General features: G+C 74.9%; 12 protein-coding genes. 10 read left to right on the forward strand and 2 right to left on the reverse strand.

From position 1 onward, the window contains the following. The first annotated feature begins 276 nt into the window (after positions 1-276). The 4 genes from B8281_RS07965 (at position 277) to B8281_RS07980 (ending at position 5853) form a co-directional block, all read left to right on the forward strand. Positions 277-1563, forward strand: coding sequence for a ubiquitin-like domain-containing protein (locus B8281_RS07965; RefSeq protein ID WP_232322721.1), 1287 nt, complete (start codon positions 277-279; stop codon positions 1561-1563). 142 nt (positions 1564-1705) lie between these two features. Beyond that, on the forward strand, positions 1706-3499 hold the full coding sequence (metG, locus tag B8281_RS07970; RefSeq protein ID WP_085387431.1) for a methionine--tRNA ligase: 1794 nt from the start codon (positions 1706-1708) through the stop codon (positions 3497-3499). A 2-nt stretch (positions 3500-3501) separates the two neighbouring features. After that, the gene (locus B8281_RS07975) at positions 3502-4509 is read left to right on the forward strand and encodes a TatD family hydrolase (RefSeq protein ID WP_085387432.1); all 1008 of its coding nucleotides are present in this window, start codon (positions 3502-3504) and stop codon (positions 4507-4509) included. Positions 4510-4686: 177 nt separating this feature from the next. After that, complete coding sequence (locus tag B8281_RS07980; RefSeq protein WP_031316670.1) at positions 4687-5853, forward strand: ubiquitin-like domain-containing protein; 1167 nt, start codon at positions 4687-4689, stop codon at positions 5851-5853. Between the two features lie 19 nt (positions 5854-5872). Here B8281_RS07980 and B8281_RS07985 read toward each other — a convergent pair whose 3' ends face one another. Beyond that, positions 5873-6259, reverse strand: a complete 387-nt coding sequence (locus B8281_RS07985; RefSeq protein WP_232322722.1) for a VOC family protein — start codon at positions 6257-6259, stop codon at positions 5873-5875. 138 nt (positions 6260-6397) lie between these two features. Between B8281_RS07985 and B8281_RS07990 the strand changes: the two genes are divergently transcribed. The 4 genes from B8281_RS07990 (at position 6398) to B8281_RS08005 (ending at position 11225) form a co-directional block, all read left to right on the forward strand. Then, positions 6398-7405 carry a YafY family protein gene (locus tag B8281_RS07990; protein ID WP_085388674.1) on the forward strand — a complete coding sequence of 336 codons (1008 nt, stop codon included), beginning with the start codon at positions 6398-6400 and terminating at the stop codon, positions 7403-7405. A 341-nt stretch (positions 7406-7746) separates the two neighbouring features. Continuing rightward, positions 7747-9204 (forward strand): resuscitation-promoting factor, encoded by a 1458-nt coding sequence (locus B8281_RS20030; RefSeq protein ID WP_304441670.1) that lies wholly within the window; start codon positions 7747-7749, stop codon positions 9202-9204. 132 nt (positions 9205-9336) lie between these two features. Then, the gene (gene rsmA, locus B8281_RS08000; protein ID WP_085387433.1) at positions 9337-10278 is read left to right on the forward strand and encodes a 16S rRNA (adenine(1518)-N(6)/adenine(1519)-N(6))-dimethyltransferase RsmA; all 942 of its coding nucleotides are present in this window, start codon (positions 9337-9339) and stop codon (positions 10276-10278) included. Further along, positions 10275-11225, forward strand: a complete 951-nt coding sequence (locus B8281_RS08005) for a 4-(cytidine 5'-diphospho)-2-C-methyl-D-erythritol kinase (RefSeq protein ID WP_081600140.1) — start codon at positions 10275-10277, stop codon at positions 11223-11225. The genes rsmA and B8281_RS08005 overlap by 4 nt, the downstream gene beginning before the upstream one ends. 58 nt (positions 11226-11283) lie before the next feature. Here B8281_RS08005 and B8281_RS08010 read toward each other — a convergent pair whose 3' ends face one another. Then, positions 11284-12312 carry an acetylxylan esterase gene (locus tag B8281_RS08010; protein WP_085387434.1) on the reverse strand — a complete coding sequence of 343 codons (1029 nt, stop codon included), beginning with the start codon at positions 12310-12312 and terminating at the stop codon, positions 11284-11286. Between the two features lie 258 nt (positions 12313-12570). On the opposite strand from B8281_RS08010, the gene B8281_RS08015 reads away from it, so the two are divergent. Continuing rightward, on the forward strand, positions 12571-14562 hold the full coding sequence (locus B8281_RS08015; RefSeq protein ID WP_085387435.1) for a DUF1349 domain-containing protein: 1992 nt from the start codon (positions 12571-12573) through the stop codon (positions 14560-14562). Between the two features lie 249 nt (positions 14563-14811). Then, a complete protein-coding gene (locus B8281_RS08020) occupies positions 14812-15900 on the forward strand; it encodes a LacI family DNA-binding transcriptional regulator (protein WP_034650649.1) in 1089 nt (362 codons plus the stop codon). Positions 15901-15919 lie beyond the last annotated feature (19 nt).

Raw genomic sequence — 15919 nt, forward strand, 5'->3', positions numbered from 1 at the left:
CGGGAGTGTGCGCGCCGGACGCGCGAGCTGACCAGGCGGTTTGGTGTGCGATAACGAATCGGTTACGGTCGAGTGTCTCGCGTAGCCGCTCACCGGGGACAGGTGTATTGGCCGGCCGTGGGACGCGGCCTCGCTCGGGCGCCCAGGGCGCCGGTGGCCGCAGGACGCCGGATCGGCCGGTCGAACCGGGTGCGCCCGCCACGCTGCGGAGCACCTCGCGGGCGCGTACGCGCCGTCGACCCCCGTGCCCGGGAGCCCCCGACGACTTGGACCACTGTGCACAACCCCTTCCGTTCCCGCGCGCCCGAGACGGCCGACGTCACGGCGCACACCCCCGAGACCACGCCCGAGGCGGTGCCGACCGCCGAGAGCCCCGAGAACCCCACCCGTCGGTCCGCCCGCGCGGCCCGGACCCTGCGCTCCACGCGCCGGCGCCGCTGGTCGATCGTCACGGCGGCCACCGCCGTCGCGCTCGTCGGCTCCGGTGCCGTCGCCTACGGCGAGGCCAGCAAGACCGTGACGATCGACGTCGACGGCGAGACGACCACCGTCAGCACGCTCGCCGGCTCCGTCGGCGGCGCGCTCGACGCCGCGGGCGTCGAGGTCGGCGCGCGCGACCAGGTCGCTCCCGACCCCGGCTCCGCGCTCAGCGACGGCGACGACGTCGTGGTGCGCCTCGGCAAGAAGGTCACCGTCCAGACCGACGGCGCGCAGTCCGACGTCTGGCTCACCGCGCTCGACGCCGACGAGGCGCTCGACACCCTCGCGGAGCGCGGCGGCGACGTCCGCCTCGTCGCGTCGCGGTCCGGCGAGCGCGCGTCGCTCGACCTGCGCCTCGACGCCGACGGCCCCGTGAACGTGGTGGCCGACGGGCAGACGAAGGTCGCGCCCGACGGCAGCATCGGCGTCCCCGCCATCCTCGACCAGCAGGGCATCGAGCTCGGCGACCTGGACCGCGTGAGCGTCCAGCGCGTCGAGTCGCCCGAGCCGGGTGCGCCGGCGGTGTCGCTCGTCGTGCAGCGCGTCGTCGTCGAGCAGCAGCAGACCACGACGCCCGTGCCGCACGGGACCGTGCAGCAGCCCGACGACGCCAAGTACACGGACGAGTCGGCCGTCACCCAGGCGGGTGCCGACGGCGTCACCACGACGACGTTCGAGGTCACCCTCGTGGACGGCGTCGAGGAGTCGCGCGAGCAGCTCTCGCAGGAGGTGACGACCGCTCCCGTGGACGAGGTCGTCACGACCGGCACCAAGGAGCGCCCGAAGGACCCGCGCACGATCGGGCAGGCCATGGCCGCCGAGCGTGGCTGGACCGGCTCGCAGTGGACGTGCCTCGAGAAGCTGTGGACCAAGGAGTCCAACTGGAACCCGACGGCGGACAACCCGACGTCGAGCGCCTACGGCATCCCGCAGTCGCTGCCCGGCTCGAAGATGGCGAGCAAGGGCGCCGACTGGGCGACCAACCCCGCGACGCAGATCGCCTGGGGCCTCGACTACATCGCCGGCTCCTACGGCTCGCCGTGCGGCGCGTGGTCGCACTCGCAGGCCGTCAACTGGTACTGAGCACGAGCGCGCTCCCGCCGAGCACGGGGTTGCCGACCTTCCCAGGCTGAGGAAGGTCGACAACCCCGTGCTCGGCGGCGCTCGTTCCCCGGCGGTGGACGCCGCCGCAGGGCGCGGCGCTGCCCGACTAGGATCGGGCACCATGACCCACATCCTCTCGGCCGTGGCGTGGCCGTATGCCAACGGGCCGCGCCACATCGGCCACGTCGCAGGTTTCGGTGTCCCGTCGGACGTCTTCAGCCGGCACATGCGGATGGCGGGTCACGACGTCCTCATGGTCTCGGGCACCGACGAGCACGGCACGCCGATCCTCGTCCAGGCCGACAAGGAGGGCGTGAGCCCGCAGGAGCTCGCGGACCGGTACAACCGCGTCATCGTCGAGGACCTGCACCAGCTCGGCCTGTCGTACGACCTCTTCACGCGGACCACGACGCGCAACCACTACGCCGTCGTGCAGGAGATGTTCCGCACGGTCCACAAGAACGGGTACATGGTCGAGCAGACGACCATGGGCGCGATCTCGCCCTCCACGGGCCGCACGCTGCCCGACCGCTACATCGAGGGCACGTGCCCCATCTGCGGCTACGACGGCGCGCGCGGCGACCAGTGCGACAACTGCGGCAACCAGCTCGACGCGATCGACCTCATCAACCCGCACAGCCGCATCAACGGCGAGACGCCGAAGTTCGTCGAGTCGAACCACTTCTTCCTCGACCTGCCCGCGTTCGTCGACGCGCTGGGGGACTGGCTGCGCACGCGCACCGCGTGGCGTCCGAACGTCCTGAAGTTCTCGCTCAACCTGCTCGACGACGTGCGCCCGCGCGCCATGACGCGCGACATCGACTGGGGCATCCCGGTCCCGCTGCCCGGGTGGGAGGAGAACTCGAGCAAGCGCCTCTACGTGTGGTTCGACGCGGTGATCGGGTACCTCTCGGCGTCGATCGAGTGGGCGCGGCGCAGCGGCGACCCGGACGCTTGGCGCGCGTTCTGGAACGACCCGGAGGCGCGGTCGTACTACTTCATGGGCAAGGACAACATCACGTTCCACTCCCAGATCTGGCCGGCGGAGCTGCTCGGCTACGACGGCCGGGGGAGCAAGGGCGGGGCTCCGGGGGCCTACGGGAACCTCCAGCTCCCGACGGAGGTCGTGTCGAGCGAGTTCCTCAACGTCGAGGGCCAGAAGTTCTCGTCGTCGCGCGGCGTCGTCATCTACGTGCGCGACATGCTGGCCCGCTACCAGCCGGACGCGTTCCGGTACTACGTGGCGTCCGCCGGTCCGGAGACGCAGGACGTCGACTTCACGTGGGCCGACTTCCAGCGCCGCACGAACGACGAGCTCGTGGCCGGCTGGGGCAACCTCGTGAACCGCACGGCGAACCTCTTGCACAAGAACTTCGGGGCGATCCCGGAGCCGGGGCAGCGCCAGCCGATCGACGAGGGCGTCCTCGCGACGACGACGACCGCGTTCGGGCGCGTGGGCGAGCTCATCGCGACGCACCGCCAGCGCGCCGCCGTCGCCGAGGCGATGAAGACGGTCGGCGAGGTGAACAAGTACGTGTCGGACACCGAGCCGTGGAAGCTCAAGACCGACCCGGACCGGCTCGCGACCGTGCTGCACACCGTGACCCAGGCCGTGAGCGACCTCAACACGATCCTGTCGCCGTTCCTGCCGCACTCGGCGCAGCAGGTGCACGAGGCGTTCGGCGGCACGGGCACGTTCGCCGCCCAGCCGCGCATCGACGAGGTGACCGACCTCGACGACGACTCGCGCCACTACCCGGTCATCACGGGCGACTACCGCGCCGACGGCCTGGCGACGTGGGAGCCGAAGGCCGTCGTGCCGGGCACCCCGGTCGGCAAGCCGACGCCGGTGTTCACCAAGCTCGACGACTCGATCGTCGAGGAGGAGCTCGACCGCCTGCGCGAGGACGCCTGACGGTGGCCAAGCAGCGCGAGCGCGGCTGGCCGCCGGACCCGGAGCCGCTGCCGGTCCCGGTGGTGGACAACCACGCGCACCTCGACTCGATCGCGCACGTCCTCCCCGAGGGCACCCCTGCCCCGACCGTCGCGGACCACCTCACCCGGGCGGCGGCTGTCGGCGTGGACCGGGTCGTGCAGGTGGGCTGCGACCTGCCTGCGGCCCGCTGGACGGACGCCCTCCTGCGCGGCGACCAGGCGGTCTGGGGTCGCGAACAGGCGGATCCGGCGCGTGCTGAGGCGGGGACGAGCCAGGACCACCTGGTCGGCGGCGCGGGGGCGCCGGGGGTCGGGCGGCTGCTCGGGGCCGTGGCCATCCATCCGAACGAGGCCGTGCTGCACGGCGGGGTGCGGGAGGTCGGGCCGGACGGGCTCGATCCCGACCCGCGGCCCCACCACGACGTGCCGCTCGACGACGCGGTCGCGGAGATCGCGGCGATCGCGCGCGCGAACGACCGCGTGCGCGCGATCGGCGAGACCGGGATGGACCTGTTCCGGACCGGTGCCCGGGGCGAGGCCGTCCAGCGCGAGGCGTTCCGCGCGCACGTCGCGCTCGCGAAGGAGCTCGGCCTCGCGCTCCAGATCCACGACCGCGACGCCCACGCGCAGGTGCTCGACGTCCTCGCGCGCGACGGCGCCCCCGAGCGGACGGTCTTCCACTGCTACTCGGGCGACGCCGCGATGGCGAAGTTCTGCGCGGAGCAGGGCTGGTACCTGTCGTTCGCGGGCCCGGTGACGTTCCGCGCGAACGACGAGCTGCGGGCTGCGCTGCGCGCCGTCCCGCTCGGGCAGGTCCTCGTCGAGACGGACGCGCCGTACCTCACGCCGCACCCGTACCGGGGGCGCCCCAACGCGCCGTACGTCCTGCCGACGACGGTCCGTACCCTCGCCGAGGTCGTGGACCGACCGCTCGCGGACGTGTGCGAGCGCCTGACCGCGACCTCCGTCGCGGTGTACGGCCCCTGGTGACGACCGCGCACCCGGGCGGGACGACCGCGTCCGGTGCGCGAGGGCTGCGAGGTTTCGCCCCAGGTCACGTTTCGGCTACGGTCGGGTCCGTGCGTCGTGCGCCCCGCGCCGACGACGTCCCGCACCTCGCCCCCGGCGCTCGCCGGCGGGCGTCCTCCCGCAGAAGGGACCGCCCGCGTGCTCGCACCTGACGGAACCGGCCGGCGGCGCGTGCAGCGCCTCGCGGCCCAGGGCCTCGTCGTCGCGAGCCTCGTCGGGGTCACCGGCGCGTTCGCCACGCTCCACAAGGACGTCACGCTCGACGTGGACGGCGAGCTGCACCAGGTCTCCGCGTACGGGCGCACGGTCGCCGCGGTGCTCGACTACCAGGGCGTCGCGGTCGGCGAGCAGGACCTCGTCGAGCCCGCGCTCGCCGACCCGGCGCGCGACGGCGGCACGATCGTCGTGCGCACGAGCCACGACGTCACCGTCGAGATCGACGGCCAGGTGCAGACGATCCCGACGACGGCCCGCACCGTCGGTGAGCTGCTCACCTACCTCGGCCCGCGCGCCGAGGGTGCCGTGACCGAGGTGTCGCGCACGCAGGCCCTCGGGCGCGAGCCGATCCGGGTCTCGACGCTCAAGACGGTCCACGTCGCGGTGGACGGTGCCGTCATGCCCATCACGACGGCCGAGCCCACGGTGCGCGGGGTCCTCGCGACCGCGGGCATCGTGCTGGCGGAGGGCGACGGCACCTCCGCGCCGCTCGACGCCGCGGCGGTGGACGGGATGCTCGTGCTCGTGAGCCGCGCGGCGGCCACGGCGGACACGGTCACGGAGGTCCTGCCGTTCGAGACGGAGGAGCGCGAGGACCCGACGCTCCCGCAGGGCCACCGCGTCGTCGTGCAGTCCGGTCGCGTCGGCGAGGCGGTCACGACCTACTCGGTGCAGACGCTCGGCGGGGCCGAGGTGTCGCGCACGGTCCTCACGCGCACGGTCACGACGGAGCCGCGCAACGAGGTCATCAAGGTCGGGACGATGGACGTCTCGGTCTCGGTGGACCCGGGCTCGGCGCGCGCGGTGGGCCGCTCCCTCGCCGCGCAGCGCGGCTGGGGCGACGACCAGTTCGTGTGCCTCGACAAGCTCTGGACCAAGGAGAGCAACTGGCGCGTCGACGCGGACAACCCGAGCTCGAGCGCGTACGGGATCCCGCAGGCGCTCCCCGGCTCCAAGATGGCGAGCGCGGGCTCCGACTGGCGCACCAACCCGGCGACGCAGATCACGTGGGGCCTCGGGTACATCGAGGGCCGCTACGGCACGCCGTGCTCCGCGTGGTCCCACTCCGTCGCCAAGGGCTGGTACTGACCGCTCCGCAGTCGCGCCGCTACCGCCCGAGCATCTCGAGGTAGTGCGGGTTCTGCATGATCCCGAGGACGTTGCCGAACGGGTCCACGACCGAGGCGGTGACGAAGCCCTCGCCCTGCCCGCGCTCGACGACGCCCTCGTACTCCGTCGCGCCCAGGGCGAGGAGGCGGGCGAACGCGGCCCGCACATCGTCGACGTGCCAGTTCACGATCGCGCCACCCGGCGTGCCCGGCTGAGGGCGCGGCGACCACGACCGGGCGATGATGCCCAGCTCGTCCTGCCGGTCGCCGACGCGGAACTCCACGTACCCGCCCGGCACCACGTAGTAGGGCTCGGTCCCGAGCACCTCCGCGTACCACGCGGCCGCGGCCTCGAGGTCGTCGGCCCACAGGTTCAGCGTCGCCATCCCACGCAGCATCGTCGTCTCCTCCGTCGTCGGGCGGTGCCCGGTCCCGTCCTCCCGTCGCCCCTGGCGGGGCCGACACGTCGACCGTAGACCCCGCTGCGGAACGTGCGGTTCCGCATCGTGCGGCACGATGGGGACGTGCTCGACACCTCGGTCCGGCTCCTGCGCCTCCTGGCGCTCCTGCCGGCGCGCGCGTCCTGGTCCGGGCCCGAGCTCGCCGACCGCCTGGGCGTGACGACCCGCACGGTGCGCAACGACGTCGAGCGCCTGCGCCTGCTCGGCTACGAGGTGCGGTCGTCCCCGGGGGCGGCGGGCGGGTACCGGCTGGGCTCGGGGGCGGCGCTGCCGCCGTTGCTGCTGGACGACGAGGAGGCGACCGTCGTGGCGGTCGCGCTGCGCGCCGCGGCCACCGGGTCGATCGCCGGGGTCGAGGAGGTCGCGGCGCGCGCGCTCGTCAAGCTCGACACGGTCCTGCCCGCCCGCCTGCGCGTCCGGGCGGACGCCCTGCGCGCCGCCGTCGCGAGCGCACCCGGCGGTGGTCCCGCCGTCGGGGCGCAGGTGCTGGCCGACGTCGCGGCGGCGGTCGCCGCGCGCACGGGGCTGCGCCTCGACTACCGCGCGCACGACGGCACGACGACGTCCCGCGCCGTCGAGCCCCACCGCCTCGTCCACGTGGGGCGCCGCTGGTACCTGCTCGCGTTCGACCTCGACCGGGACGACTGGCGCACCTTCCGCGTGGACCGGCTGACGCTGCGCACGCCCGGCGGCCCGCGGTTCGTCCCGCGCCCCGTGCCGGGCGGCGACGCCGTCGCGCACGTCGTGCGGGGCGTCGGCTCCGCCGCGTGGGCGCGGCCTGTACGGGTGCGGCTGCACGCCCCGGCGGGCGTCGTGGCGGAGCGGCTCTCCCCGGTCGCGGGCGCGCTCGCCGACGACGGCCCCGACGCGTGCGTGCTCGAGACCGGGGGCACGTCGCTCGCCCAGGTCGCGGGGTTCCTGCTGAGCCTGGACGTGGACGTCACCGTGCTGGACCCGCCCGAGCTCGCGACGGTCCTGGCGCGGCTCGGGGCGCGCGCCGCGCGCGCCGGGCGCGCGCGGGGGCACGGGGACGGGCACGGGGACGGGCACGGGGAGGGGGAGGGCGCGTGAGGCGGCGTGCGGGACTCGTGGAGAGCGCACGACATTCACGCCGAAATCCGGACAGAACTCGCCAGCGTATCCCCCCAGGGGTTGGACTTCGATAACAGATCGGTTACGGTCGATCGTCGCTCGCGCGTGAACGGCGTGCTCCGACGGTCCACCCGGACCGGCGGGACGTGCCCGGACCGACGCGAGCGGTGCGCCGTCGACGGGCCCTGGGGAAGGGGTGCCGAGGGTGGCGCCGGCAGCCGGATCGGCCGCTCGAGACCCGTGGTCGCACGTGTGCGCCCGCCGCGGAGGACGTCAGTCCGCCGTGGGCCACGGGTGGTGCCACGCGCCGTCGAGCCTCCGTGCCCGGGACGCACGACGACTGGACCCGAGTGAAGAACCCCTTCCACCGGACCGCTGACGCGGCCGGCGCCCCCGAGGGCGCCGACATCACCCCCGACACCACCGAGACCCTCGCGGAGAGCCCCCAGAGCCCCGCGACCACCACCGCGCACCGTCGCCGCCGCTGGCCGCTCGTCGCCGGCGCGACCACCGTCGTGCTCCTCGCGACCGGTGCCGTCGCCTACGGCCAGGCGCGCAAGACCGTCGAGCTCGACGTCGACGGCCAGATCACCACCGTCACGACCTTCGCCGGCTCGGTCGAGGGCCTGCTCGCCGAGCAGGACGTCGCCGTGGGCGACCGCGACCTCGTCGTCCCGGACGTCGACTCCGCCCTGCGCGGCGGCGGCGACGTCGTCGTGCGCTACGGGCGCGAGGTGCCCGTGCAGGTCGACGGCTCCCAGTCCTCCGTGTGGCTCACGTCGCTCGACGCGGACGAGGCGCTCACGACCCTCGCCTCGCGCGGCAGCGACGTGCGCCTCGTGGCGTCGCGCTCCGGCGAGCGCGCCTCCCTCCCGATCCGCCTCGACGCGGACGGCCCCGTGAACGTCGTCGTCGACGGCGAGACCAAGGTCGCCCCCGACGGCAGCATCGGCATCGACGCGATCCTCGACCAGCAGGGCGTCCAGCTCGGCGAGCTCGACCGCGTCCACGTCGAGAAGACCGAGCAGGTCGAGGCGGCCCAGGCCGCCGCGGCCCCGGCCGAGGAGGCGCCCGCCGCCGACGCGGCCGCCACCGAGGAGCCGGCCGCCGCCGCGACGTCCGAGGACACCGAGGCCGCGGCGGACGCCGCGCCCGTCTCGCTCGTCGTGCAGCGCGTCAAGGTCGAGGAGGTGGCCACCGACGCGGCCGTCCCGTTCGAGACGGTCACCGAGGAGGACGCCGACCGCTTCAAGGACCTCGACCCGGTCGTCAAGCAGGAGGGCGCCGAGGGCGTCCACACGACCGTGCACCGCGTCACGACGGTCGACGGCGTGGAGGAGTCCCGCGAGCTCGTCTCCGAGGGCGTCACGACGCCGCCGGTGAACAAGATCCTCGTGCAGGGCACCAAGGAGCGCCCCAAGCCGGAGCCCAAGCCGGCGGCGCCGCAGCGCTCGTCGTCCTCGTCGTCGGGCGGCGGCTCCTCGTCGGGCGGTTCGTCCGCCCCGGCGCCCGCCCCGGCCGCCGACCTCGGGTCGGCCCCGGCAGGGGTCTGGTCCGCGCTCGCGCAGTGCGAGTCCGGCGGCAACCCCGCGACGAACACCGGTAACGGCTACTACGGCCTCTACCAGTTCTCGCTGTCCACGTGGCGGGCGATGGGCGGCTCCGGCCTCCCGTCGGAGGCCTCGGCGGCCGAGCAGACGCAGCGTGCCCAGGCGCTCCAGGCCCGTTCGGGCTGGGGCCAGTGGCCCGCGTGCGCGCGCAAGCTCGGGCTCCTCTGAGCCTGCACGGCACGCACCCGGCCGCCTGAGGGCGGACCGGTGGACGACGACGAAGGGCGGGGCGCACGGCGTCCCGCCCTTCGTCGTCCCCGGCGAGGGGCGGTCGGCGCCGGGTCGGTAGGCTTGCGTCCCATGAGCGATACCCGAGGCGCCCTGCTGGGTCCGGCCGAGATCCGTGACCTGGCAGGGCGTCTCGGCGTCCGCCCCACCAAGACCCTCGGCCAGAACTTCGTGCACGACGGCGGCACCGTCCGCAAGATCGTGCGCGCGGCGGACGTCCGCCCGGGCGAGCGCGTCGTCGAGGTCGGGCCCGGGCTCGGCTCGCTGACCCTCGGGCTGCTCGAGGCGGGCGCGAGCGTCGTCGCGGTCGAGATCGACCCCGTCCTCGCGCGGCAGCTCCCGGACACGGTCGCGACGCACGTTCCCGACGTCGGCGACCGGCTCGAGGTCGTGGGCGCCGACGCGCTCGAGGTCACGTCGCTGCCCGGCGAGCCGCCCACCGCGCTCGTCGCGAACCTCCCGTACAACGTCGCGGTGCCCGTGCTGCTCACGTTCCTCGAGCGCTTCGACTCGCTCGAGCGCGTGCTCGTCATGGTGCAGGCGGAGGTCGCGGACCGGCTCGCCGCGCCCCCCGGGTCGCGCACGTACGGCGTGCCGTCGGTCAAGGCCGCCTGGTACGCCGACGCGCGGCGCGCGGGCACGATCGGGCGCTCCGTGTTCTGGCCCGTCCCCAACGTCGACTCGGCCCTCGTCGCGCTCGACCGCCGCGAGCCGCCCGCCACCGCCGCGACCCGCGAGCAGGTCTTCGCCGTCGTGGACGCCGCGTTCGCGCAGCGCCGCAAGATGCTGCGCTCGGCGCTGTCCGGCCTCGCCGGCTCGGCGAGCGTCGCGGCCGAGGTGCTGGAGGCCGCGGACGTCGACCCGCAGGCGCGCGGCGAGGTGCTCGACGTCGCGGCCTTCGCGCGCGTCGCCGAGCAGCTCGTCCGTCGCGTCGGACTCGCCGACCGTCCGGCGCGCGGCGCCGCCCCCGCCGCGGGGCGGCCCACCGGCCGACCTGGCACAGTGGACGCGTGACACCCCCGCGCCCGCCGAGCATCTCCCTCGCGCCGCCCCCGTCCGTCCGCGTGCGCGCGCCCGGCAAGGTCAACCTCTCGCTGCGCGTCGGGGCGGTGCAGGACGACGGCTACCACCCGCTCGTGACGATCTTCCAGGCCGTCGGGCTCAGCGAGGACGTCGTCGCGCACCAGGTGCCGCCCGGCTCCGGGGTCTCGCTCAGCGTCTCGGGCCTCCAGGCGGACGCCGTGCCGACCGACGAGACGAACCTCGCGTGGCGCGCCGCCGTCGCGCTCGCGGAGCACGTGGGGCTCGACCCGGACGTGCGGCTCGAGATCCACAAGGAGGTCCCCGTCGCGGGCGGCATGGCCGGCGGGTCGGCCGACGCCGCCGCCGCGCTCGTCGCGTGCGACGCGCTGTGGGACGCGGGCGTGCCGCGCGCCGAGCTCGTCCGCCTCGCCGCGGGGCTCGGGGCCGACGTCGCGTTCGGGCTCGTCGGGCACACCGCCGTCGGGACGGGGCGCGGCGACGTGCTCACCCCCGCGATGACGCGCGGGGAGTTCCACTGGGTGTTCGCGGTCCAGGCCGAGGGCCTGTCGACCGCGCAGGTCTACCGCACCTTCGACGAGACCGTGGGCGGGCCCGCCGAGCTGGACCTCGCGGAGGACACCGCGCTCATGCAGGCCCTGCGCGCGGGCGACGCCGTCGGGCTCGGGCAGGTGCTGCGCAACGACCTCCAGGGCCCGGCGCTCGCGCTGCGGCCCGAGCTCCAGCGGACGATCGACGTCGCGACGGAGGCCGGCGCGCTGGGTGCGATCGTGTCCGGCTCCGGCCCGACCGTCGCCGCGCTGGCCCGCAGCCGCCAGCACGCGCTCGCGATCGCGGCCTCGTGGACCGCGAACGACGCGTGCGACACCGTGTGGTGCACCACGGCCCCCGCGGCGGGCGCGCGCGTCGTCGCGCACTGACCCGGCCTGCTGGCGGAAGGCCCCGGTCCGGCGCCGTCCGAGCGGTACCCGCGGGCGGCTACCGGATGTGCTCGCGCAGCCAGGCGAGCTGACGGGCGAAGCGGTAGCCCTGGCCGCCCTCGTGCTCGTTGTAGCGGTAGACGTCGATCGCGCGCTCGGCGCCGGGTGCCGCCCCGGCGGCCGCGCCCCAGCCGTTGTACGCCGCGTAGACGGTGGACGGCGGGCAGACCTGGTCCATGAGCGCGACGGAGAACAGCGCCGGCGCGGTGGCGCGGCGGCCGAGCACCGCCCCGTCGAGGTAGGACAGCGTGCGGAACACGGTCTCCTCCGCGTCGCGGTGGACGGCGAGGTAGCGCGTGAGCTCGCGGTACGGGTCGCGGTCCGTGATCTCGACGGCGCGGCGGTAGTGGCACAGGAACGGGACGTCGGGGAGGGCCGCGACGAGCCCGTCGGCGAGGCCCGCGACGGCGATGGCGATGCCGCCGCCCTGGCTCACGCCGTGCACGGCGACGCGCTCGGGGTCGACGCCGGGCACCGAGCGCACGGCGTCGACCGCGCGCACGCCGTCGGTGAAGACGCGGCGGTAGTAGTGGTCGTGCGGGTCCTCGATGCCGCGCGTGAGGACGCCCGGGACGGCGGGCCCCGACCCGGCCGGGTCGGGCGTGCCGCCGCCGCTGCCCCACTGGCTGCCCTGCCCGCGCGTGTCGACGACGAGGTGCGCGTACCCGGCGTTCGCCCACGCGAGGTGCTCGTGGGGCAGCCCGCGACCGCCGCCGTACCCGAGGAACTCGACGACCGCGGGGAGCGGGGCGCCGTCGCCGGCCGCGGCGGCGCGGGCGGCCTCAGCGGGCCGCACGAGCCACGCCTTGACGGGCTGGCCGGCGAACCCGGGGAACGTCACGTCGTCGACGACGACCAGGTCGAGGCCGGTCTCCACGCGCTCCAGCCGCACCGTCCCGGCCGGGTCCCCGCCCGCCTCGCGCGACTCCGCGAGGGTCCGCGCCCAGAAGGCGTCGAGGTCGGCGGGCTCGTCGAGCGCGGGGGCGTAGGTCTCGAGCTCGGCGAGGGGCAGGTCGAAGAGCGGCACGGGGCGATCCTCCGGTCAATACGTCTGATGTCCGACGTTCAGGTGCGGTCGGGACGACTCTAGCGTCGCGGCCCGGCGCACCGTGAGCACGCTAATAATGCGCATCATCCCTTTGACCTGCGGCGTGCCCGTCCGGCGACACTGCCACCAGCCCACGTCTCGACGTGGCGCCCGGCGGCGACGACGCCGCCGACGAGGAACCGACGGAGGTCCCCTGTGAGAACCCGAGCAGCAGCACCACGCCGCAGACCGCGCGCCGTGGCGACGGCGGTCGCCACCCTGACGGCGGTCCTCGCCGCCGGGGCGGTCGTCCCCGCGACAGCCCTCGCCGCGGGACCGCCGCCCGCGGCCACGGCCGCCACCACGACCGGGGCGACGACCGGAGCGACGACCGACGGCCCGTCCGCGTCCGACCTGCCCGTGTTCGAGTACCGCGGCGTGGTCACCGACAAGGAGTCGATGCTCTACAACCCGACGGACGAGTTCATCTTCCCGAGCGTCTTCCACGCGGGCGCGCACCTCGACGACCCGCTGGGGGAGTGGTACCTCTACTACGCCCCGCACGACTCCCCGGGCGGCATCTCGGTCATGTACGCCGACTCGCTCGAGGGCCCGTGGACGGAGTACACGCACAACCCGATCGTCGCCGACGAGTGGCTGCCGTTCTACGAGCGCGTCTCGCACGTCTCGTCGCCCGACGTCCTGTGGGACGACGCGACGGACCAGGTGCTCCTGTACTTCCACGGCGAGAACTCCACGACGCGCTGGGCGACGTCGCCCGACGGGCTCGCGTTCGACGACTCCGGGGTCGCCGTGACGAACGCCGACAGCGGCGCGGGCACCACGGAGACGTCGTACGCGCGCGTCGTCGAGCACCCGGACCCGTCGTCCGGCTACCGGTTCGCCATGACGTACATGCAGAACCGGACCGACAACATCCGGCGGATCAAGCTGGCCGAGTCGGTCGACGGCAAGACCTGGGTCGTGCGGCCGGACCCGCTCGTCGTGCCCGACGCCGCGACCGGCACCAACGTGTCCGGCGGCAACCTGTGGGAGTGGGAGGGTCAGCTCTACGTGATCTACCACGGCTCCACGGGCATCACGTTCGCCCGCACGCTCGACCCGACGATGACGCAGGTCGGCCCGCGGTGGGAGCTGCACCGCGCGAGCGGCGTGGGCGACGACACGGGCCGGGTCGCGGCCCCCGAGATCGTCACCGACGGCGACGAGACGTACCTCTTCTACGAGTCCGGCGACCGCCTGGGCGCGACGATCGCGTGGGCGCAGCGCGACCCCGACGCCGTGCGGCCCCCCGAGCCGGGCCAGGACCCCGACCCGCTGCGCGAGCGGTGCAGCGGCGCGGCGTCCGACGAGTTCGACGGCACGACGCTCGACCCGGCGCGCTGGACCGTGGTCCGGCCGGGGACGGCCCGGCACGAGCTCGTGGACGGCGCGCTGCGCGTCCCGGCGTACCCGACCGGCGTCGCGGGCGCCGCGCTGCCGCTCCAGGCCGTGCCCGCCGGGCCGTGGGAGGTCACGACGGCCGTCTCCGTGTCCCCGACGGAGCGGTTCCAGCAGGGCGGTCTCCTGCTGTACCGCGACGACGCGAACTACGCGAAGCTCGACCTGGTGCACGGGTCGCTCGGCCCGCGGGTCGAGTTCATCTGGCGCCAGAACGGTACGGACCGCAACACCGGCTTCGACTCGGTCGTCCCGCCTGCGGGCCTCGGCGACACCTTCTGGCTGCGCCTGACGAGCGACGGGACCGCCGTGCAGGCGTCGGTGTCGGTCGACGGCGTCGAGTTCGCGCCGTGGGGCCGCACGGTCGACGTGGCGGCGCTCCGGGCGACCGGCGTCGGTCCGTTCGCGATGCGCGGCTCGGCGACGCCGCCGGAGATCGTCGCGTCCTTCGACTGGTTCCGCTGGACGCCGACCGCCCAGGAGGCGGCGGCGTGCGACGACGACGAGCCCGCCGTCGAGGTCGAGGCCGTCACGCGGTGCCTCGCGGGCCGCGCGTACGTGGCCGTGACGGCGCGCCCGGTGGGCGACGACGCGGTGGCGGTCCGGCTCGCGACGCCGTTCGGCGAGCGCACCGTGGCCGACGTCGCGCCGGGGCGCAGCGCGTACCAGTCGTTCGCGACGCGGGCCACGACGGTCGCGGCGGGGGAGGCGACGGTCGAGGTCGTGGGGGCGGACGGCGTCGGGCGGGGCACGACGACCGCGCCCTACGGCGCGCTGACCTGCGGGTAGCGCGCGGCGCAAGCAGGGGGCGACGGGCCCGGGGACGCACCACGGTGCGGCGCCGGGCCCCTCGTGCGTCCCGCGCCGCACGCCCGGCCACGGCGACGACCGTGCGGCATTATGCGGATCACCCGACGCCCGTCCACCCGCGGAGCCGCGCGGGTCCCGACGTAATAATGCGTATTACCTCGTTGACCGGCTGGGCCTCGCCTGGCGAGACTCCTTCCACGTCATCGACGACGTGATCGAGGAGGATCCATGCCGAGGCACCGCATCACCCAGGCCGACGTCGCCGCCATGGCGGGCGTCAGCCAGGCGACGGTCTCGTTCGTGCTGAACGACTCCACGCCCGCGGGGGTGCGGATCAGCGAGGAGACGCGCCAGCGCGTGCTCGACGCGATCCGGATCACGGGCTACTCGGCGAACCCCGTCGCGCAGCGTCTGGCGGGCGGGCGCAACCAGATCCTCGGCGTCTTCACCTACGAGGCGACGTTCCCGCGCTCCGGTCGCGACTTCTACGGGCCGTTCCTCGTCGGGATCGAGCACGCGGCCGAGAAGCTCGGCATCGACATCCTGCTGTTCACGAGCGCACGCGTCGTCGACGGGCGCCGCCGCCTCACGCGCGACGGCTGGCAGCGCCTCGGGATCGCCGACGGCTGCCTGCTGCTCGGCCAGCACGAGGACCGCGGCGAGCTCCAGCACCTGCTGGACACGAACTACCCCTTCGTCTTCATCGGCAAGCGCGGCAGCGACGGCGGACGCCTGCCCTACGTCGGCGCCGACTACGTCGCGGCCACCGCGCGCCAGGTCGAGCGGCTCGTCGAGCTCGGCCACGAGCGCATCGGGTACGTCGGTCCGCGCGGCACCGACCAGCCCACGCTCGACCGCGTCGACGCCTACCGCGCGACGATGAAGGCGCACGGCCTGACCGTCCGGTTCGTCGAGCTGGACGACGTCCCTGCGACGGCGGCCGAGATCGTCGACCAGCGGCTCACCGCCGTCGTCGTGGCGCCCGAGAACTCCCCGGAGGAGCTCGTCGACGAGCTCGAGGACCGGGGCGTGCGCGTGCCGGCGGACGTCTCCGTGCTCCTGCTCGGCCAGCCGCACCACGGGCGCCCGGGCGGGCGCCGCTGGTCGGGCTTCTCCATCCCGCGCGAGGAGATGGGCGCGCGCGCCCTCGTGCTGCTGTCCCGCCTCGTCGCGGCCGAGTCCGGCTCGGGGCGCTCGGACCGCCGCGCGTCGCGCGCCGTCGCCGTCCCGGAGGACGAGCTCCACCAGCTCCTCGAGTGCGTGGACGTCGACGGCGAGACCGTCGCCGCGCCGTCGGGCGTCGCGGCACCCGCCTGACCGACCTCAGACCGCACCA

This window comes from Cellulosimicrobium sp. TH-20 (assembly GCF_002105775.1).
Taxonomy (GTDB): domain Bacteria; phylum Actinomycetota; class Actinomycetes; order Actinomycetales; family Cellulomonadaceae; genus Cellulosimicrobium; species Cellulosimicrobium funkei.